The organism is Thermomonas sp. (genome assembly GCF_035369645.1).
In the GTDB taxonomy this organism is placed as follows: Bacteria; Pseudomonadota; Gammaproteobacteria; order Xanthomonadales; family Xanthomonadaceae; genus Thermomonas.
The window spans coordinates 43,125-63,169 of sequence record NZ_DAOOUM010000005.1 but is presented as its reverse complement, the minus strand read 5'-3'; the positions used below and the strand labels follow the sequence as shown (position 1 = coordinate 63,169).

General features: G+C 60.8%; 18 protein-coding genes and 1 tRNA gene. 13 read left to right on the top strand and 6 right to left on the bottom strand.

Translation table 11 applies throughout. The features are described 5' to 3' along the window. The 4 genes from PK789_RS01955 to PK789_RS01940 form a co-directional block, all read left to right on the top strand. Positions 1 to 249 (top strand): helix-turn-helix domain-containing protein (locus tag PK789_RS01955; RefSeq protein ID WP_324306645.1); only part of this gene is annotated, 249 nt, incomplete at its 5' end. Positions 250 to 387: 138 nt separating this feature from the next. Continuing rightward, positions 388 to 2,634 carry a nitric-oxide reductase large subunit gene (locus tag PK789_RS01950; RefSeq protein ID WP_324306644.1) on the top strand — a complete coding sequence of 749 codons (2,247 nt, stop codon included), beginning with the start codon at positions 388 to 390 and terminating at the stop codon, positions 2,632 to 2,634. A 187-nt stretch (positions 2,635 to 2,821) separates the two neighbouring features. After that, the gene (locus tag PK789_RS01945) at positions 2,822 to 3,034 is read left to right on the top strand and encodes a DUF6116 family protein (RefSeq protein ID WP_324306643.1); all 213 of its coding nucleotides are present in this window, start codon (positions 2,822 to 2,824) and stop codon (positions 3,032 to 3,034) included. Between the two features lies 1 nt (position 3,035). Continuing rightward, positions 3,036 to 3,860: a TatD family hydrolase gene (locus tag PK789_RS01940; protein ID WP_324306642.1), complete on the top strand. Its 825-nt coding sequence runs from the start codon at positions 3,036 to 3,038 to the stop codon at positions 3,858 to 3,860. Here the strand turns inward: PK789_RS01940 and PK789_RS01935 are convergent. Continuing rightward, positions 3,787 to 4,584, bottom strand: coding sequence for a tRNA threonylcarbamoyladenosine dehydratase (locus PK789_RS01935; protein ID WP_324306641.1), 798 nt, complete (start codon positions 4,582 to 4,584; stop codon positions 3,787 to 3,789). The genes PK789_RS01940 and PK789_RS01935 overlap by 74 nt on opposite strands. A gap of 103 nt (positions 4,585 to 4,687) precedes the next feature. Between PK789_RS01935 and phaR the strand changes: the two genes are divergently transcribed. Beyond that, positions 4,688 to 5,176 carry a polyhydroxyalkanoate synthesis repressor PhaR gene (phaR, locus tag PK789_RS01930; RefSeq protein ID WP_324306640.1) on the top strand — a complete coding sequence of 163 codons (489 nt, stop codon included), beginning with the start codon at positions 4,688 to 4,690 and terminating at the stop codon, positions 5,174 to 5,176. A gap of 78 nt (positions 5,177 to 5,254) precedes the next feature. Here phaR and PK789_RS01925 read toward each other — a convergent pair whose 3' ends face one another. Together PK789_RS01925 and PK789_RS01920 are read right to left on the bottom strand one after the other, a co-directional pair. Further along, positions 5,255 to 6,157, bottom strand: coding sequence for a M48 family metallopeptidase (locus PK789_RS01925; protein WP_324306638.1), 903 nt, complete (start codon positions 6,155 to 6,157; stop codon positions 5,255 to 5,257). Positions 6,158 to 6,228: 71 nt separating this feature from the next. Further along, positions 6,229 to 8,064, bottom strand: coding sequence for a formylglycine-generating enzyme family protein (locus tag PK789_RS01920; RefSeq protein WP_324306637.1), 1,836 nt, complete (start codon positions 8,062 to 8,064; stop codon positions 6,229 to 6,231). Between the two features lie 112 nt (positions 8,065 to 8,176). Here PK789_RS01920 and rnd point away from each other — a divergent pair, with 112 nt between their 5' ends. The 5 genes from rnd (at position 8,177) to PK789_RS01895 (ending at position 11,895) form a co-directional block, all read left to right on the top strand. Then, positions 8,177 to 9,307: a ribonuclease D gene (rnd, locus tag PK789_RS01915; protein ID WP_324306636.1), complete on the top strand. Its 1,131-nt coding sequence runs from the start codon at positions 8,177 to 8,179 to the stop codon at positions 9,305 to 9,307. A 17-nt stretch (positions 9,308 to 9,324) separates the two neighbouring features. Beyond that, positions 9,325 to 9,401 (top strand) — tRNA-Pro (locus tag PK789_RS01910). Positions 9,402 to 9,476: 75 nt separating this feature from the next. Continuing rightward, positions 9,477 to 10,760, top strand: a complete 1,284-nt coding sequence (gene tilS, locus PK789_RS01905) for a tRNA lysidine(34) synthetase TilS (protein ID WP_324306635.1) — start codon at positions 9,477 to 9,479, stop codon at positions 10,758 to 10,760. 9 nt (positions 10,761 to 10,769) lie between these two features. Beyond that, positions 10,770 to 11,027 carry an exodeoxyribonuclease VII small subunit gene (locus PK789_RS01900; protein WP_324306633.1) on the top strand — a complete coding sequence of 86 codons (258 nt, stop codon included), beginning with the start codon at positions 10,770 to 10,772 and terminating at the stop codon, positions 11,025 to 11,027. Beyond that, positions 11,020 to 11,895 carry a polyprenyl synthetase family protein gene (locus PK789_RS01895; RefSeq protein WP_324306662.1) on the top strand — a complete coding sequence of 292 codons (876 nt, stop codon included), beginning with the start codon at positions 11,020 to 11,022 and terminating at the stop codon, positions 11,893 to 11,895. Before PK789_RS01900 ends, PK789_RS01895 begins: the two co-directional genes overlap by 8 nt. Before the next feature lie 42 nt (positions 11,896 to 11,937). Here PK789_RS01895 and PK789_RS01890 read toward each other — a convergent pair whose 3' ends face one another. Together PK789_RS01890 and PK789_RS01885 are read right to left on the bottom strand one after the other, a co-directional pair. Continuing rightward, positions 11,938 to 13,521 (bottom strand): phosphoethanolamine transferase, encoded by a 1,584-nt coding sequence (locus PK789_RS01890; RefSeq protein ID WP_324306632.1) that lies wholly within the window; start codon positions 13,519 to 13,521, stop codon positions 11,938 to 11,940. Between the two features lie 154 nt (positions 13,522 to 13,675). Next, positions 13,676 to 15,025, bottom strand: a complete 1,350-nt coding sequence (locus tag PK789_RS01885) for a DEAD/DEAH box helicase (RefSeq protein ID WP_324306631.1) — start codon at positions 15,023 to 15,025, stop codon at positions 13,676 to 13,678. A 367-nt stretch (positions 15,026 to 15,392) separates the two neighbouring features. Here PK789_RS01885 and PK789_RS01880 point away from each other — a divergent pair, with 367 nt between their 5' ends. Beyond that, the gene (locus PK789_RS01880) at positions 15,393 to 15,740 is read left to right on the top strand and encodes a hypothetical protein (RefSeq protein WP_324306630.1); all 348 of its coding nucleotides are present in this window, start codon (positions 15,393 to 15,395) and stop codon (positions 15,738 to 15,740) included. A 21-nt stretch (positions 15,741 to 15,761) separates the two neighbouring features. Here the strand turns inward: PK789_RS01880 and PK789_RS01875 are convergent, their stop codons facing one another. After that, on the bottom strand, positions 15,762 to 17,135 hold the full coding sequence (locus PK789_RS01875) for an MBL fold metallo-hydrolase RNA specificity domain-containing protein (protein ID WP_324306629.1): 1,374 nt from the start codon (positions 17,133 to 17,135) through the stop codon (positions 15,762 to 15,764). A gap of 111 nt (positions 17,136 to 17,246) precedes the next feature. Here PK789_RS01875 and PK789_RS01870 point away from each other — a divergent pair, with 111 nt between their 5' ends. Together PK789_RS01870 and PK789_RS01865 are read left to right on the top strand one after the other, a co-directional pair. Further along, a complete protein-coding gene (locus PK789_RS01870) occupies positions 17,247 to 18,632 on the top strand; it encodes a M16 family metallopeptidase (RefSeq protein WP_324306628.1) in 1,386 nt (461 codons plus the stop codon). Beyond that, a complete protein-coding gene (locus PK789_RS01865; protein ID WP_324306627.1) occupies positions 18,629 to 20,032 on the top strand; it encodes a M16 family metallopeptidase in 1,404 nt (467 codons plus the stop codon). The genes PK789_RS01870 and PK789_RS01865 overlap by 4 nt, the downstream gene beginning before the upstream one ends. Positions 20,033 to 20,045 lie beyond the last annotated feature (13 nt).

Below are 20,045 nucleotides of genomic sequence, written 5' to 3'. Positions count from 1 at the left end.
CAGCGCGTTGCCGCGTTCTTGCTGGGGATGTCGCGACGCTTGGCCGCACGCGGGTTTTCCGCAACACGTTTTCAATTGACGATGGCACGTACCGATATCGCCAATTATTTGCGCTTAGCGCCAGAAACCGTGAGCCGCGTGCTGCGCCGGATGCAAGACGACGGCATCTTGGCGGTGGATCGGCGCGAAGTGGAGCTGCTTGATCAAGACCGCATCGACGCACTTGCTGCGCCCATCCTGCGCGATTGATCCGCGCACACAACCTACATGCAACGCGTGATTGCAACGTTCTTCACGCCGAGTTGACACAAGTCATGGTGGCACCACGCAGAACGGCCGACGATGCCGACGCTGGTTCCATCAGGCTTGATCACTAGGAGAGTTGCAATGTCCATTACGAAACGGCTATGGCTGGGCTTGGCCGCCCTGCTCATCGCAAGTTTCGCGGTTATGGCTTGGCTGGGCGTGGATTTGATCCACACGGCCCCACCCATCCCCAACCGCGTTATCGCCGCCAACGGCCAAGTGCTTTACACCCGTGCCGACATCGAGCGTGGCCGCCAAGTGTGGCAAAGCATCGGCGGCCAACAACTGGGTTCGATCTGGGGCCACGGTGCCCTGCTCGCCCCCGACTGGTCGGCCGACTGGCTGCATCGTGAAACCGAAGCCATGCTGGAATTGCAGGCGCGTAGTGATGCCGGGCAGTCCTACGCCAGCATGGAGGCCGGTGACCAGGCCAAGACCCAGGCCAGTGTCAAACCCTTGATACGCACCAATACGCTGGACGCAAACAAACAAGACATCGTGGTCAGCAATATGCGGGCGCAAGCGATCAGTAATGTGGCCGCACATTACGAGAGCGTGTTCTCCAATGATCCCAGCACACATGCACTGCGCGAAGCCTATGCAATGCGTGAAAACACCGTGCCGGATGCTGAAAATCGCCGCGCAATGACTGCGTTTTTCTTCTGGACGGCATGGGCTGCCAGCACTGATCGTCCCGGCGAAACCCATCGAACCTACACCAACAACTGGCCATACGAGCCATTGATTGGCAACACGCCGACTTCCGACACCTTCATCTGGTCGATGTTTTCGATCCTGTTTTTGATTGGCGGCATTGGCCTGCTGGCATGGCATTACGCCGCCTATCACGGCAAGGAAGTGATGCCAACGCCCCCCGCGCACGACCCGTTGCAAGGCTTGACCATCACCCCATCGATGAAAGCCACCGCGAAATATTTTTGGGTCGTGGTGGCGTTGTTCCTGTGCCAAATTCTATTGGGTGCAACCACCGCGCACTTCCAAGTGGAAGGCCAAGAAGCCTACGGTCTCAAAATTGCCGAATACCTGCCGTATTCGCTAACCCGCAGTTGGCATACGCAACTGGCGGTGTTGTGGATCGCTACCGCATGGCTGGCCACCGGCCTGTACATCGGCCCGGCGATTTCCGGGCATGAGCCAAAATACCAACGCGCTGGCGTCAACTTCCTGTTTGCCTGCTTGTTGATCATCGTCGTCGGCTCGTTTGCCGGGCAATGGTTTGCGGTGATGCAAAAGATGGGCCTGAAGTACAACTTCTGGTTTGGCCATCAAGGCTGGGAATACACCGACATTGGCCGCTTCTGGCAGGCATTTTTGTTCGTCGGCCTGTTGGTGTGGTTGACCTTGGTGGGCCGCGCCCTGTGGCCGGCACTCAAGCGCAAGGACGAAATGTCCTCGATCGTGGGCCTGCTGTTCCTGTCCACCGTCGCCATCGGCTTGTTCTACGGTGCCGGCCTGATGTGGGGTGAAAACAGCCACATTTCAGTGGTCGAATACTGGCGCTGGTGGGTGGTGCACCTGTGGGTGGAAGGCTTCTTCGAAGTGTTCGCGGTGGCGGTGATGAGCTTCCTGTTTGTGAAGCTGGGCCTGCTGCGCGGCAAATCGGCCACCATCAATGTGCTGTTTGCCACCATCGTGTACTTGAGTGGCGGCGTGCTGGGCATGTTCCACCATCTGTACTTTGCCGGCACCACCACCGCTGCGGTGGCGCTGGGTGCCAGCTTCTCCGCCTTGGAAGTGGTGCCACTGGCACTGATTGGGCTGGAAGCCTACGAAACCTGGAGCCATAGCCGCGCCACCCCGTGGATGGAACGCTACAAGTGGCCGATCATGTTCTTTCTCGCCACCAGCTTCTGGAACTTGGTGGGCGCCGGTCTATTCGGGTTCCTGGTCAATACCCCGCTGGCGCTGTTCTACATGCAGGGCATGAACCTGACCGCGCTGCACGGCCACACCGCGCTGTTTGGTGTGTACGGGATGCTGGGCATCGGCCTGATGCTGTTCTGCCTACGCGGCCTCAAGCCCGAGGTGAAATGGCCGGAAGGGCTGCTGCGTGGTTCGTTCTGGAGCCTCAACATCGGCCTAGGCCTGATGGGCGTACTGACCCTGCTGCCGATGGGTGTGTTGCAACTCAACGCCGCACTGGAACACGGCTACTGGTTTGCCCGTTCGGCCGAGTTCATGAACCGCCCGATCATCGACATGCTGGTGTGGATGCGCATGCCCGGCGACCTGGTGTTCTCCGCCGGCGCCGTGCTACTGGGCTTGTTCGTGGCACGCAAATGGCTACGGCCAAACGCCGCCAAGTAAGTCAGCAATACCCTTGGTAACACCCCTCAGGGACGGCGCAAGCCGTCCCTTTTTTTTGCGTCCACGCAAATGACAGTCGGCGAGTTCACAACGCATTCTGAGCAACGTGCTGGTGCATGTACCACCATCTTGATTCTTGTGGCATTTGGCACCAAGTTGAACGCATCTCTCATTGTCGGCCACCCACATGCCCAATCCGTTGATCGCCCCGCTTGTGCGCTGGTTGGGCAAACTCAGTCATCCGCGGCTGTTTCTTGTGGTTGGCGCTCTGTTTTTAGTGGATCTGGCGATCCCGAATTTTGTCCCGTGGGACGACCTCTTGCTGGGGCTGGGCACCTTGCTGTTGGCGCGTTTGAAAAAACCCAAAGCGCCTTCATCGCCGCCACCGATTCCACGCTGACATGCTGCTGATCGACAGCCATTGCCATTTCGATGCTACCGCGTTCGATGCCGATCGCGCCGCTGCGTATGCGCGCGCGGTTGCAGCGGGGGTGGCCGTGCAGATCGTGCCGGCGGTAACTGCGGCCAGTTGGCCCACGTTGAAGCAAGTGTGCGCGGACTACCCCGGCTTGTATCCGGCCTATGGCCTGCACCCGATGTTTATCGCCCAGCATCGTCCGGAGCATCTGCACAGCCTGCGTGTCTGGATCGAACGCGAGGCACCCGTCGCCATAGGCGAATGCGGGTTGGATTTTTTTGTGGATGGGCTGGATGCACAAACGCAGCAAGCGTCTTTCGATGCACAGTTGCGGCTGGCGCGTGACTTTGACTTGCCCGTCATCGTGCATGCGCGCCGCGCAGTGGATGCGGTGATCGCCAGCATTCGCAACGTGGGCGGGCTGCGCGGCGTGGTGCATAGTTTTCCCGGCAGTCAGGAGCAGGCCATGCAACTGCATCAACTGGGATTTTTGCTGGGCATCGGCGGGCCACTTACGTTTGCGCGTGCCAATCGTTTGCGCAAACTGGTGGCGCACATGCCGCTGGAACAGCTTTTGCTTGAAACCGATGCGCCCGATCAACCCGGCGCGTTGCATCGTGGCCAGCGCAACGAGCCGGCACATTTGCTTGAAGTGCTGGCTGTGGTGGCATCGTTACGCAATACCTCCCACGAGGTGATTGCCGCTGCAACCACCGCCAATGCACAACGCCTATTCAAGCTGCCCGTATTGGCTTCAGCAACATCTCAAGCGCCTTGCCTACCGCCGCAAACGCAAACGCCCCAGTGACGTGGGTGGCCGCACCCAAGCCTGCGCCACAATCCAGTTTCAGTGCGTCGTCCTTGCCCAGTTGCGGACGGATGCCGCAAACACTGCCGTCTGCCTGCGGGTAGCGCACATTTTCCAGCGAATACACCGCCGGCACGCCAAAATAGCGGTCATGATTTTTGGGGAAGTTGAATTCGCCGCGCAATTTTTTGCGAATCAACGACAGCATGGCGTCGTGCTCGGTGCGCGACACATCACGCACGCGAATCTGGGTGACATCGCTACGCCCACCCGCCGACCCCACGGTGATGATGGGCTGTTTGAGACGCCGGCAATACGCAATCATTTCGACTTTACTGCGGAAGCTATCGCACGCATCCAGCACCAAATCCACCGGAGTTCCCAGTAATGCCTGCATATTCGATGGGGTAAGAAACTGCGGTTGCAGATGCAGATGAATATGCGGGTTGATTGCGCGGCAGCGTTCGCCCATCGCCTCGATCTTGGCGCGTCCATAGTGCCCTTCCAATGCCGGCAGCTGCCGATTGGTATTGGACACGCACAGATCATCGGCATCGATCAATGTCAGCCTGCCAACGCCGCTGCGCGCCAAGGCCTCCACCGCCCATGAGCCCACGCCACCAATGCCAACCACGGTGACATGACATGCATGCAGACGCGCTAACGCGCCCGCACCATACAGGCGGTCGATGCCGCCAAAACGTTCTTTCAAGTGGGTTTCCATTTCGCCATTTTAGCGGGGCCTTGCCCACTGATTACGGCTGCGTAGTTGCAAGCGGTGTTGCGCTGCGCCATGCTGCACCCAGCGCCTCTAGAGTCATTGCTCAATGTCTGCGATTCGCGTCATCAAAAAGTATCCCAACCGTCGTCTCTACGACACCGAAATTTCCAGCTACATCACCATTGAAGATGTGCGCCAATTGATCGTGGATGGCGAAACATTTGAAGTGCGCGACGCCAAGACCGGTGAAGACCTGACCCGGCAGGTGTTGCTGCAAATCATCACCGAGCATGAGCAAGATGGACAACCGATGTTGTCCACCCAATTGCTCAGCCAGTTGATTCGCTTTTATGGCGATTCGCTGCAGGGCTTCATGGGCAATTATCTGGAACGCTCGATGCAAGTCTTCCTGGAGCAGCAACAGCAATTTCGCTCGCAGATGGGCGGCCTGTTGGGGCAAACCCCTTGGACCATGCTGAACCAACTCACCGAGCGCAACATATCACTGTGGAAGGATTTTCAGCAAAACCTCGGCGGCAGCATGGGTACCGGTCCCGACAGTGGGCGCGACAAGAGCACGCGCAAGCCGCGCTAAGCCCAGGCTGCGTCATACCATGAAGCATCGCGGGTCGTTTGGCCCGTTTTTCATGCCCGGAACCACGCGTTTATAACTTCACGGCATGCCGCTAGCCGCAGCCCCGGCCGCCCCGCAAAACTTGGCTTTATAGGCTTCTGCCTTGGGCATCAACGCCTGTAACTGCTGGATGCGGGTGCCCGCACTGGGATGGGTGGATGCAAATTCAGCCGGCGATTTGCCACCCGATGCCTGCGCCATGCGCTGCCACAGCGGGATGGCTTGCTCTGGATCGAAGCAGGCCGACGCCGCCAGCATCAAGCCCAATTCATCGGCCTGTGTTTCCTGACTGCGTGCATACGGCAACGCGCTGCCATAGCCATACGCCGACATTACCGTTTGCATGGTGCCCGAATCCATCCCGCTGGCCGCGCCCGCCATTTGCCCGAGCTGCTCCAATTTGCCACGGGTCATACGTTGCGCACCGTGGCGCAGCAAGGCGTGCGCAATTTCATGCCCCATCACCACGGCCATGGCATCGGCATTCTGGGCCACCGGTAGCAGCCCGGTATAAACCGCCATTTTTCCGCCCGGCAGGCAAAACGCATTGACTTGATCAGATTGCAACACGGTCACGGCCCAGTCGAAGGATTTTTCGATATGGCTGGCCTGCAAACCATGCTCGCTGGCCAGCGCATCGGTCACCTGCGGGATTTTGGCAATCAGGCGATCGGCAATGGTGCGCACTTGCTTGGAGACTTGCGCGTCTTCCGGCAGTGGTTTTTCTTGTTGCAGCACTTGCTGATAGGCCTGTAGGCCCAACGATTTTTCTTGATCGGGCGAAATGCTTTTATCGATCACCACCGCCTGCCCGGTCAACGGGTCGATGCTGCGGTTGGAAAACCAGTACCACGCGGCATACCCTGCAAATAGCAGCAGCACCCATAACCGCAAACCGCCACGCCGTTGGCCCATGCGTTGTCCGGTGGGATCCTGATTCATGGTTGATTCCTATGCCGTGTCTTGTTTGTTTGACGATGCATCATGCAACAAACCACAGCCACCACCAAAACTCATAACTGCCGCACCAAGCGAAACCCTACCCGCGCATTGGTGACATCCACCCCCCCCGAGACCCGCCATGCTGAACGCGATTGCGCCGGCGCGCTGGACCACGCTCCGCCGCGATACATACGGTTGCGGCAGCCCGGGTTGACCCATGCTGCGCCATTGGCAGGGGCACGCCGATAGCCCTTGTGCCAGCAATCGGCTACCCATTCGCTGACATTGCCACCGATGTCGTACAACCCAAATCGATTGGCTGTAAAACTGCCTACCGGTGCCGGCCCCCACCAACCATCCCCATAGCCTGGGAAGGCATTGCTCCAGTGTCGCCCACGCGGCGAAATATCCTTGCCGCCGGCCAGATTTTCCACCCCCGCAGGGGGCGCACCATTACCCCAGGGATAGCGCCCCTGCCCGCCTGCGCGCAGGGCATATTCAAATTCGGCCTCGCTGGGCAAGCGGTAGTGCGCACCCGCTTGTTCGCTCAGCCACGCGGCATAGGCCTCGGCATCGCGCGCCGTCACATGGATCACGGGCATGTTGTCCGTTGCCGGCAGGCCGTCGTAACCAGACTGCCAATCAATGCCACTGCCGCGTACAAAATTGCCGCTGCGCACGTCATACGCCATCGAATGCCCACGCTGGGTGGCTCGCGGCACATAGCCGGTAGCTTGAACGAAGCGGCGGAACTGGCCCACCGTGATTTCGTAGCGACTCATGGCAAACCCACGCGCAAAATCCACCCGATGCTGTGGCTGCTCATCGATATTGGCACCCACTTCATTCGCCGACGCCCCCATCATGAATCCACCAAAGGGCACCACCACCAACGACGGCCCACGGCTGGCATCGGGCATGGCATCGGTAAATACTTGACCCGGCCGAAACGCACCGTAATGGCTGACCAAATCAATCCGTTGCCGCAATTCCGAGCTGGCGGCATCGCCCGGTTTTGCAATGCGCAGCATGTCCACAAATTGCTCGCGTGCAAATTGCAGGCCGTTACCGGTTCCCAAGGCAATCAGCCCGGCATCGCGCATGCGCCGCAAACGCTCGGTGCGTGCCGCTTCAATTCGCGCGCCTACCGTGGCGGCCAACCACGGGCTGGCGCGCACTTGCCGGGCTTGCGCCAATACCGCATACGCGCCATCAAAATCACCACTGGCTGCATGCATTTGCGCTTGCGCCACCAAGACATCTTCTAGCGTGCCTAGCCCATGCTGGGCACGCAGCAGTGTTGGCCACAATGCCAATGCTTTGCGAAAGGACGTCAATGCACCATCCGCGCCCACCACTCGCCCAGCACGCAAAGCGGCTTCACCGGCCAAACTCAAATCAAATGCCTGCCCCACACGATCGACCGCAGCCAGAAAGTCCTGCACTTGCGGGAGTTCTGGCCACAACCGATGCAATACCGTGCCCTGCCGCTGGGCATATCGCAACGAGGCCAAGTCATTCCCTGCTGCCAGCGCCGCCCACGCTTGCGCCAACAATGCATCGCGCGCTTTTTCCAGCAGTGCAGCATCGCCAGCATTGCCAGGCTGCATACGCTGCAACGCCAGTAGCAGCGGAAGTGCGGAGTTTGCGGTTTCAAACAGATCGCCGCTGGCCAATGCATGACGTGCGGCCGCACGGGCTTTGCCGGGATGGGTGATGGCCACCTCGGGCAGCGACCAACTTAGCACCCCCGCCAACGCATCATCGCCCCGCACACGCACCTGCCCCTGCGCGAGTGCGGGGCGCGCTGTCGGTGTCGGCTTGGCGCGCGCTTTCACCGCTTGCGCGGGCACGGCGGGTTGGTCGGCATGCGGCTTACAACCGGCCAACAGCAACAACACCAGCATCAGGGCACCACCTGTGCGCAATCGCGTACTCCATAAACGCCACCGCCGTGTCGGACACAGCCGCCACGACGTTAGGTTATCGTCCACCCGCCTGCAACCGCATAATGCACGCATGACACATTGGATCGACACCCCCGCCGCGCTACATGCGCGCCTGCACCCCCTCCCGGCCAGCATCGGGTTGGATACCGAATTCATTCGCGAGCGCACCTATTGGCCGCAATTGGCACTGGTGCAGATTGCACTGGGCGAAACCGATGACGACATCCTGCTGGTGGACCCGCAAGCCCCCGGCATGTGTGCGGCCTTGGTTGCACTGCTTGAAAACCCCGCCGTACTCAAATTGATGCACAGCCCCAGCGAGGATCTGGTGGCCTTTCAGCACAGTTGCGGCGCGCTACCGACTCCCATGTTTGATACCCAGGCCGCAGCAGCGCTGTGTGGTCTGGGCGCGGGGCTGAGCTATCAAAAACTCGTGCAGGCGATCACCGAGGTTGCGCTTGCCAAGGGTGAAACCCGATCGGACTGGCTACGCCGCCCACTGTCGGCATCGCAACTGGAATACGCCGCGGACGATGTGCGTCATCTGCACGCCCTGCATCGTCAACTGCAAGCCACACTGGCGGCCAATGGCCGCGCCGCATGGCTGGACGAAGACAGCACCCGGCAATTGGCCAATGCTGCTGACGATGCCGGCGAACGCTGGCCGCACCTCGCCCTGCGCGGCGCACAAATTCTGGATCAAGCCGGGCAACACCGTTTGCTACGGCTGCTGCGCTGGCGCGATGCGCAAGCACGCAGCAGTGACCGCCCACGCAGCTGGATTTTGGACAATGAATTGGCGCTAACTTTGGCCCGGCAAAACCCTGCCGACAAACGCGCCTGCGACCGTTTGCTGGATGCCGCCCCCAAATCCCCACGCAGCCTGCGCGAGGCACTGTGGCAGGCCCTCATCACCCCTCTCCCCGATGAAGCCGACGCCCCCCGCGCGCGTGGCGACGATCGCGACAAAACCCAACTGCGCGCCCTGCAAGCCGCAGTCGCCGACGTGGCCGCCGAACTCGACCTGCCCGAAGGCATCCTCGCCTCGCGCCGCCTATTGGAAAGCCTGCAAGACAGCAGCGATTGGAATGGCGCATTGTCCGGCTGGCGCCGCCAAATCCTGGAACCCAGATTAGCGCCACTACTTGCCCGCACGGGCAGCACGCCCATACCCCTTGCAGCAACCCCAACTTCCCCATAAAATATGCGGCTCACCATCGGGGTGTAGCTCAGTCTGGTAGAGCGCTACGTTCGGGACGTAGAGGTCGCAGGTTCGAATCCTGTCTCCCCGACCAATAGATTCAAGGCTTTACGACCAAACCGCCGCAAGGCGGTTTTTTCGTTGTCTAATTTGATGCCTGCCCAATCGCATGGCCGTCTTGATGCTCACCCCGCCTGTCACTAACCCCTTGCTTGTCGGCTTGAGTGGCGGACTGGATTCCAGCGTGTTGCTGCATCTGTTGACGCAGCATCCGGCCACGCGTGAATTGGGGCTCCGCGCCATCCACATCCATCATGGCCTGCATGCCGATGCAGATGCTTGGGCGGCCCACTGCCAAGCCGCGTGTGACGCACTTGCTGTGCCGCTGACCGTGGTGCGCGTACACGTTGCCGCAGACAGCGGGCTGGGTGTGGAAGGTGCGGCACGGGCGGCGCGGCATGCGGCATTTGCCGATGCCTTGCATCCCGATGAAATTCTGGTGCTTGCCCACCATCAGGATGATCAAGCGGAAACTTTTTTGCTGCGTGCCCTGCGTGGCTCCGGGGTGGATGGCTTGGGTGCGATGCAGTCGTGGCGGGCGTATGCGCGCGGCTGGTTGTGGCGGCCATTGCTGGATGTACCTCGGATGCAGCTGCTTGCCATTGCACAACGCGATGGCCTGCAATGGATCGACGACCCCAGCAATGCCGATGCCGCGTTTGATCGCAATTTTCTACGCAACCGTGTATTGCCGATACTGCGCGAGCGCTGGCCGCAGGCGGCGGCAGGGCTTGCCCGCAGCGCCACCCTGAGTGCACAGGCGGCGGATTTATTGCAGGCCGAAGATACCGCTGGGCTTGCGGCTGCGCGACTGGATGCACACCGCCTGCGCGTTGACGCATTGCTGCAACAACCGGCTGCGCGGCGTGCCCGCGTGCTGCGGCAATGGATTGCCGAGCTGGAACTGCCACCACTGCCAGGTGCTGGCATTGCCTATATCGAGTCCAAGCTGCTGCCCGCGCGCGGCGATGCGCAGGCGTGTTTCGAGTGGGCGGGTGCGCGCGTACAACGCTGGCGCGGACTGCTGCATGCCGGACCTGTACGCGCGCCCTTGGCCGATGATTTTTCGCAGCTGTGGAATGGTGCACAACCGTTGCAATTGCCTACCGGCGACAGCTTGCACTTACAAGGCGTGGCGCACTTCGATGCGCCCTTGCGCGTGCATGCACGCCAAGGTGGCGAGCGCATCCAGCTGCCCCATCGCGCCCATTCGCATGCACTCAAACAGGTGCTGCAAGATGCCGGCATGCCGCCATGGCAGCGCGCGCGTTTGCCGTTGCTTGCCTCCGATAGCGGCGAATTACTCGCCGCCGGGGATGTCATTTTGTCTGCCCGCATGCAGGCTTGGCTGGCCGCGCAGTCTGCGCAGCTGCAATGGGTGCAGCTGGCGTAAACTTTGCCCATGGCGAAGAAAACCACCCCCGAATCCTCCCCCGTGGCCAATTTCGAGCAATCGATGCAGGCATTGGAAGCCCTTGTTGCTCAAATGGAAGCCGGTGAGATGACATTGGAAGAATCGCTAGCGGCCTACGAGCGCGGCGTGGGCCTGTACCGACATTGCCAAAGCGCATTGGAACAAGCCGAATTGCGCGTGCGCCTACTCAGTGACCCTGCCAAGCCCGAGCAAGCCCTAGCATTTGATGTTGGCCAAGATGCCTGAGGCGCAGCTTTCTGCCTGGCGTGCACGTATCGAGGCGGCACTGGCGCACGCACTTCCCGCCACCGATGCCCCGCCACAGCGCCTGCATGCCGCGATGCGCCACGCCGTGCTCAATGGCGGCAAACGCATGCGCCCGTTACTGGTGTATGCCACCGGCACTGCGCTTGGTGCTGAATTGATGGCGCTGGATGTGGCGGCACTCGCGGTCGAACTGATGCACTGCTACTCACTGGTGCACGACGATTTACCTGCGATGGACGATGATGCCCTGCGTCGTGGGAAGCCCACCGTGCATGTCGCCTTTGATGACGCCACCGCCATTCTTGCCGGTGATGCACTGCAAACACTGGCGTTCGAAATATTGACCAACGCACCGCTGACCGCAGAAACGCGGTTAGCGATGCTGGCTGAACTGGCGCGCGCATCGGGTGCTGCTGGCATGTGCGGCGGCCAAGCGCTGGATATCGCCGCAACCGGCAACACCATCTCGCTGCTGGAACTGGAGCGCCTGCATGCCTTGAAAACCGGTGCGCTGCTGCGCTGTGCTGTCCGCTTGGGTGCGCTGGCTGCACATGCCGATGCCAAGCAACGACAGGCGCTGGATAATTTTGCCGATGCGCTGGGGTTGGCCTTCCAGATCCGTGATGATTTGCTGGATATCGAAGGCGATGCCGCCACCTTGGGCAAGACCGCCGGCAAGGATCAGGCGCAGGCCAAGGCCACGTTCCCGGCCTTGTTGGGTGTCGCAACCAGCCGTACTCGGCTGGCCGATCTTGCCGCCACCATGCACGCATCACTATGCGGCGTGGACAGCAACACCGAGGCCCTGCAAGCCCTGGCCCACAAGGTCATTCATCGCGCGCACTGAACGCGCGCACTGAACACTCACACTGCGCGCGCGCAAAAACCCTCAATGCGCGCGACAAGATGCCAGCAAATCTTTGTCCTTGCGATACACCGTCGTCTGCACGTCGAATGCCCCCAGCAAAGTGGAAAACAGGGCGTCGTGATCGGTCGGCTGACGTGCAATTTGCTGCATGCAGCGCATATCGATACCGGCATCTGCGGCAAAACTTGCTGATAACCACAGCACCATCGGCACGTGCAACTGCTGCTTGGGGGCGATGGCATACGGCGCACCGTGCAGGTACAGGCCATATTCGCCCAATGATTCGCCGTGGTCGGACACATACAACATCGCTGTGTCGCGCAGGGCTTGTGTTTTCAACATATCGATCAGCTGCGCCAGCACGCTATCGGAATACAGAATGGCGTTGTCATACGCATTGGCGATCTGGGCCTGCGTGCAACGGCTGAGTTCGGGGGTATTGCACACGGGCGTCCAGCGTTCAAACGCTGGCGGATAGCGTTCAAAATAATTTGGCCCATGATTGCCCAGCATATGCAGCACGATGAGCACATCGCCCGGCATCGCATCCAACTTTGCCTGCAAGCCGGACAATAAAATTTCGTCGAAGCAACGCCCTGCGGTGCAGAGTCCCACGCCGTCACTTGGGCCCATGGTCTGCGACTGCACGCCGATGCACGTACCTTTGCAACCCGACTGATTGTCGCGCCACAACACCTGCACCCCGGCCCGTGCCGCGACATCCAGCACCGATTCATGGCTGCGGATAGCATCGCGGTTGTACTGCGCGCGGCCCTGCGACGAGAACATGCATGGCAGCGACACCTCGGTGCTGGTACCGCAGGCGGTCACATCTGGGAAGTTCAAAACATTGCGCGCCGCCAGCGCGGGGGTGGTTTGGCGGGCATAGCCATTCAACCCCCAATGGTCGCCGCGCACGGTTTCACCGACTACCAGCACCAGCAGGCGCGGCTTGCGCGTAGTCGCTGCGGGTGCGCGCCGAGCATCTGCCCCGACCACTTGGCGCGGGCCGCGGGCCGATTTTTTGGATGGCTTGAGCACATCCACCAGCGACACGATGTAATTGCCGGGGGTGATCTTGTAGCGCAGCACCTTGTCGCTACGCATCAGTGCAAACACACCTTGCGAGGATGCCCCGATGGCCGCGCCGGCCAGCAGCACCATCGCCAGCAAGAAGCCGCCACGCAGCAGCAACCCTCGCTTCCAAGTCCGCGGTTTAGGCCGCGTCAACAACACCAGTACCGCCGGAATCACACCCAGCAGCAATGCATGCAACACCATGCCAACGGTTATCAACTCGCGGCTTTCGGCGCTATCGGTGTGCAGCACATTGCGGATCATTTCCGCATCAAACACCACCGCATACCGGGTCATGTACCAATGCGCCAGCGCGGTCACCACCAGCAACACGGCCAACAATGGACGCGCCAGCCGGCCCCAACACAGCAGCCCCAGCAACACCGCATGCAGTGCGAACACCGCCACGCCCAATGACAACAACACGGGCACCGAGCCGGTACCCGCACGCACTGCCGCCCACAACGGGCCATTGCAGACCAAGACGAAGTACCCGCTCACCAGCGCGATCAACAGCTCCACGGACACCCGCGGCCGCCACCAGCGGTCGCTGTTTTGCACGCCTATCCCCGCACTACGCCCGTGTCCTGCCACGTTTGCCTACCTAAAAATAACCACCGTTGCTGGTGGGCGACAGTAGCAGCTAAGCCGACTGCCGCCCATCCTTCAACCTTGCACCCACTTAGCGTGCGCTGCGACGCTCGCCCTGCCGAGGACCACGTTGACCATCACGCTGACCATCCCGCTGACCATCCCGCTGTGCTGGCTTTGGCCCGGTGTGCGCGTGTGCATGCGCTTCCGGCTTGTGCGGCTTGGCGTGCGGACGCCGACCGCGCGATGCAGGACGCGGCCCGCGCGGGGTGTTGTCGAACGGCCGTGCATCACTGCGAATCATGCGTGACGGGGCAAACCCGGCCACGGTCTCCATCACGATGTCGCGCCCCAACAGTTTTTGGATTTGCCGCAGCAAATGTGCTTCGTCCGGCGACACCAGCGAGATGGCTTCGCCGCTGGCGCCGTTACGCCCGGTGCGACCGATGCGATGCACATAGTCTTCGGCCACCATCGGCAAGTCGTGATTGATGACCAGCGGCAATTGCGGAATATCCAAGCCGCGCGCGGCTACATCGGTGGCCACCAAGATGCGGGTCTTGCCCGACTTGAACTGGCCCAATGCCTTCTGGCGTGCCGCTTGGCTTTTGTTGCCGTGAATCGCCAAGGCCGGCAAACCGGCTTCTTCCAGCTGCTCGGCCAAACGATTGCAACCGTGCTTGGTCTTGCCAAATACCAAGACCTGCTCGGTATGCCGCTCGGCCAAAATTTGCACCAGCAAGTCGCGCTTTTTGTTGCCATCCACCGGATGCGCGCGGTGGCTGATGGTCTCGACCACGGTGTTCTGCGCTGCCACCTGCACCTGTTGCGGGTTTTTCAGGAAGTCCAGCGCCAGCGCCTTGATGCGCGGTTCAAACGTGGCCGAAAACAGCAGGGTCTGGCGCTGATGCGGCACATGCTTGATCACCCGTTGGATCGACGGCAAAAAGCCCATGTCCAACATGCGGTCGGCTTCATCCAGCACCAACATCTGCACATCACCCAGTTTGCAGGTGCCGCGCTCCAGATGGTCGATCAAGCGGCCCGGGCAGGCGACCAGCACGTCCACGCCGCGACGGAAGGCGTCGATCTGCGGCTGCATACCCACCCCGCCAAACAACGCGGTGACGTTCAAACGCAGGTGCTTGGCGTAGCTGCGCAGGTTGTCGCTGACCTGCACCGCCAGTTCGCGGGTAGGGGTCAAAATCAACGCGCGCGGGCGATGCACGCCTTGCGGCTTGGGTAGCTCGGCCAATTTTTGCAATAACGGCAAGCCAAACGCGGCGGTCTTGCCAGTGCCGGTTTGCGCGCCGCCCAGCACGTCGTGGCCGGCCAGTACCAGCGGGATGGCTTGGGCTTGGATGGGGGTGGGAGTGGTGTAATTATTTTCGGCGAGCGCGCGCAGCAAGGTAGGCGCAAGGCCAAGGGTTTCAAATGACATTAGGAACTCCAGAACAGTCAACGCCACGCGCAAGGCGTGGGCGAACCTGTGCGATTCCCAAGAAACCACGCACAAGTCGGCAGATGGCACGACGCCGGAACTCCGGGCCGTGTCTGCGCGACGAAAGGCGTGTGGGGAAAACGAGCCGCAAAGGCGGCGGGCGTGACCGGGAATAACGATCAGGCGTGCGCAGAATGCGGCGGATTCTACGCCAAAGCCGGCCGCCCTGCGTTATCCGGATGAACCTGCCATTCACGATGGCCCACGCGCCGCCTTGACCAAGGCCTGCGGCCAACCCGTTCACATCCTCGCGCAGGCATGGCAATCTGCGACGATTCCATCAGCGTGCATCGGCACCGACCCCACCATGAAAATTGAAGTTCGCATCGCGCAATGGTTGCTGGCTAGTGTGTTTTTGGTGATGGGCGGATTCCGCCTGTGGCAAGCCCTGCACGGCGTGCCGATGGGCAACCAAACCCTGCTATTGAGTAGTGGTGAAGTCTTGTTGGGCGTGCTGATTGCAGCAGGCTGGCAATTGCGGGCGATGACCTTGATCGCCGCGATCTTGCTATTGGTGGATGCCGCGCTGTCGCATCCGTTTTGGCACTACAGCGGTGCGGCGATGGGCCCGCAACTGCTGCAATTCATGAAGAATATGGGCCTGGTCGGTGGTCTGGTATTGCTGTCCACTGCTGGCGGTGCCAAACGCCGCTGACGCGAAGCGGCGTTGACGCGCCTACACATCTAGCGTCATCCCTGGTCGCGCCAACGTCGCCCGTACTCCAAAGCGTTCGTGAATCTCGCCGGCCAGCGCCTCACGGGCCAGATCTTCGCCGTGCACCAGTGCCAACGGTGGCGATGGGGTGAAGCCGGCATACCAGTCCAATAACCCTTGCTGGTCGGCATGCGCGGACAGCCCGCCCACCGTATGCCGATGCGCATTGACGCGCACGTCATGGCCGTGGATGCGTACCCACTGCGCGCCCTCCACCAATCTGCGCCCCAGCGTGCCTTCGGCTTGATAGCCGACAAACACCATGCGGGTCTGTCGCTTGGGCAGGCATTGCCGCATGTGGTGCAGGATGCGGCCGCCACTGGCCATGCCATTGCCGGCGATGATGATCGCGCCGCCGTGGATGCGGTTGATCGCCATCGACTCTTCGGCGGTTTCGGTCACCCGCAGATTGGGTAGCCGGAACGGGTTGGGCGTCCCGCGCCAGACTTCACGCGCTTCGGCATCAAATAATTCATGGTGATGGTCGTACACCTGCACCACTTTGGAAGCCATCGGGCTATCCAGAAAAATCTTCCAGCGCGCCATGTCCCAAGCATCCCAATGGCGCGCAAACCAGTACAACAACTCCTGTGTGCGACCCACCGCAAATGCCGGAATCAGCACATTGCCACCATCGCGCCATGCGGCATTCAAAATTTCACCCAACTCGGCAATGGTTTCGCTGCGCTGCTTGTGGTTGCGGTTGCCGTAGGTGGATTCCATCAGCAATAGATCGGCGGCGGCAACGGTTTCGGGGTCACGCAGAATCGGGGTGCCGTGCATGCCCAAGTCACCCGAAAACACCAATTTCTTACCATCGGCCCAGAGCTCGACGATGGATGACCCAAGGATGTGCCCAGCATCGCGGAAGGCGATTTCAACGCCCGGCAAAATCTGGGTGCGCGCGGCGTAGTCCAGCGGACGCAGCCGCGATAGTGCATCGCGCGCGTCTTCGCGGGTGTACAGCGGCAATACCTTGGGTTGCCCCGGCTTGCGTTTGCGGTTGCTGCGCTCGGCGTCGTGTTCTTGCAGCGAGGCCGAATCCATCAGCATGATCGGCAACAAGTCGGCGGTGGCGCGTTGGGCATATATCGGCCCGTTGTAACCGGACAGCGTCAGCCGTGGCACCCGCCCCACATGGTCGATATGCGCATGGCTCAAAATCAGCGCATCGATGCCTGCAACATCAAACGGAAACGCCGCAAAATTGCGCGCATCGGCTTCGGGACTGCCTTGCACCATGCCGCAGTCGAGCAAGATGCGCTTGCCTGCCGCTTCGATCAGATGCATCGAGCCGGTGACCTCGCCAGCAGCACCGTGAAAATGCACTTGCATGCGTCAACTCCCGTCTGTTTGGGTCAGAGTAACTCACCCCACGACTTCCGGCAGTTGGCGGCACACCCCACATTCCGGCAAGCTGCGCGAGTTTCGTCACTGGATATTCCCATGCGCATTCTCCCTTATGTCCTTGCTTGTGCGTTGACACTGGGCACGGTGTCCCTGCCGGCATACGCAGCCACGCCCGCAGCTGTGCCGGGCAGCCAAGCCATCGTCAGCAAGACCTTGCCCAATGGCCTGCAAATCATCGTCTGGCCCGACCACGACATCCCCAATGCCAACTTCTATACGTTCTACAAAGTGGGCAGCCGCAACGAATACCCGGGCATCACCGGGCTGGCACACTTCTTCGAACACATGATGTTCAACGGCACCAGCCGCCGCAAACCCGGCGAGTTTGACCGCATCATGGAAGCCGCCGGCGGCAGCAACAACGCCAGCACCAGCAATGACCGTACGGTCTACACCGACTGGTTTCCGTCCTCGGCACTGGATACCATTTTTGATCTGGAAGCCGACCGTATCGCGCATTTGTCCTTTGACGACAAGGTGATCGAAAGCGAACGCGGCGTGGTGTATAGCGAGCGCCGCTCCAGCGTGGACAATCAGCCGTTTGGTTCGCTGATGGAGCAGATGCAGGCCACCGCATTCACCGCGCACCCGTACCAATTTCCCACCATTGGCTATCCGTCCGATATCGAACGCTGGACCAAAGCCGACTTGCAGCAGTTCTTCAAAACCTATTACGCACCCAATAACGCGGTGCTGGTGATTGCCGGTGATGTGCAACCTGAGCAAGTGTTTGCGCTGGCCGATAAATACCTGTCCCCCATCCCGCGTCAGCCGACGCCGCGTGAAATCACCACCATCGAACCTGAGCAGCACGGCGAACGTCGTTTGGTGCTGGAGCGTCCGGACGCACAAACTGCCACCGTCGCATTCGCTTATCACAGCGGCACCAATGAAGGCGGCAAAGACACTCCCGCGCTGGCGTTGATGAGTACCATTCTTGCGCAGGGTGTGTCCTCGCGCCTGCATCAGCGATTGGTGGAACAAGAACAAGCAGCGGTAGATGCCGGTACGTTTGTTGATAACGGCTACAACCCGGGCCTGCTGTGGGTGTATGCCGCCCTGCCACCCGGCGGTGATCCGGCCAAGGTGGAAGCGTTGCTGGACGACGAGCTGGCCAAATTGGTACGCGATGGCGTGACCCCTGCTGAAATGGAGAAAGCACGCAATCTCAAACTCTCGGCGTTCTGGCGCGGCATGGCCACCATCAACGGCAAGGCGCAAGCCTTGGGTGACTATCAAACCTTCTACGGCGACTATCGCAAAGTGTTTGATGCCCCCGCCGCCTATGCCGCCGTCAGTGCCGCCGATATACAAGCACTGGCGAAAAAAATCCTGCGCAAATCCAACCGCACCGTGGGCTGGGTGCAGCCTGTTGCGGCCACCGCCACACCGACCCAGGCCAGCAAGGAGGCCACCCCATGAGCCGCCTGTTTCGATTGTTTGCTGTCATCGTACTAACCAGCATGGCCGTGAGCGCACAAGCGGCCCCACCGGCCAGCGTGCGCCTGCCCGACTACACCAGCACGACCTTGGCCAATGGCGCCACGGTGCTATTGATGCCGCGTCATGATGTCCCAATGATCGCGGCGTCAATCATGGTGCGCGGGGGCGCCTTGGCCGACACTGCTGGCAAGGAAGGCACCGCGTCCTTACTGGCCGATCTGCTGGAAAAAGGCGCAGGTGATCGCAATGCCTTGCAGTTTGCACAAACCGTGGACGGTGCCGGCGGCAGTCTGGGTGTGGCCAGCTCGCGCGATGCCATCGTTGCCAATGCGCAATTTCTGGCCAAAGACAGTGGCTTGATGCTGACGCTCTTGGGGGATGCACTGCTGCGCCCGCGACTGGATCCCGCCGAGTTCGACAAACTCAAACAGCGCGCTATCGACGGCATCGCCAGCGCCAAAGATGGCGATGCGCGCATGTTGATCCGCAACTACATGAATACTTGGTTATTCCAGCAACACCCGTATGCGCGTCCCGCCGAAGGCGACCAAACCAGTCTTGCCACGATCCGCTTGGACGATCTCAAGCACTTTCGCAGCCAACAGATGGGTGGCGATCGCCTGATCATTGCAATTGTCGGCGATTTCGACCCCGCCGTCGTAGGCAAGCAAGTCGAAGCCACGTTTGGCGGTTGGGCCAAAGCCAGCGGCAGCTTGCCGCAAGTCAGCACCGCCCCGATGCAAACGGGTCGCCGCGTCTTGCTGGTGGACAAGCCCGGTGCCACGCAGACCTATTTTGCGCTGGCCAATATCGGTACCCGTCATGGCGACCCCGCCGAAGCCGCGCAAAACGTGGTGCAAACAGTGTTTGGGGGGCGCTTTACTTCGATGATCAATACCGCACTGCGGATCAAATCGGGCTTGAGTTACGGGGCGTCCTCCATGCTCGAACGCCCGCGTACTGCGGGCGCGGCGGCCATCCTCAGCTATACCAAAACCGATTCAACCCAGGCCGCCATTGACCTGGCCATCACCACTTTGGATCAACTGCACAAAGAGCCGCTACCGGCGGATGCCATCGGCTCGGCCAAACAGTACATCGCCGGGCAGTTCGCACCCAGTCTGGAAACCGCACCGCAACTGGCGGCTGAATTGGCGCGCATGACCCTCTACGGCGACACGCGCGAACAAGTCGACGGCTATTTGGGCCGCGTCGTCGCCGCCACTCCGGAACAGGTCAATGCCGCACGCGCGGTGTTTCCCACCTCTGCGAATTTGGCGATTGTCGCCATTGGCGATGCCGCCAACATTCGCAAACTGATGCAGGCCTACGGCCCGGTGACAGAAATGAAACTGAGCGACCCACGCTACTCGCCTTAACCTCCGTTACCGA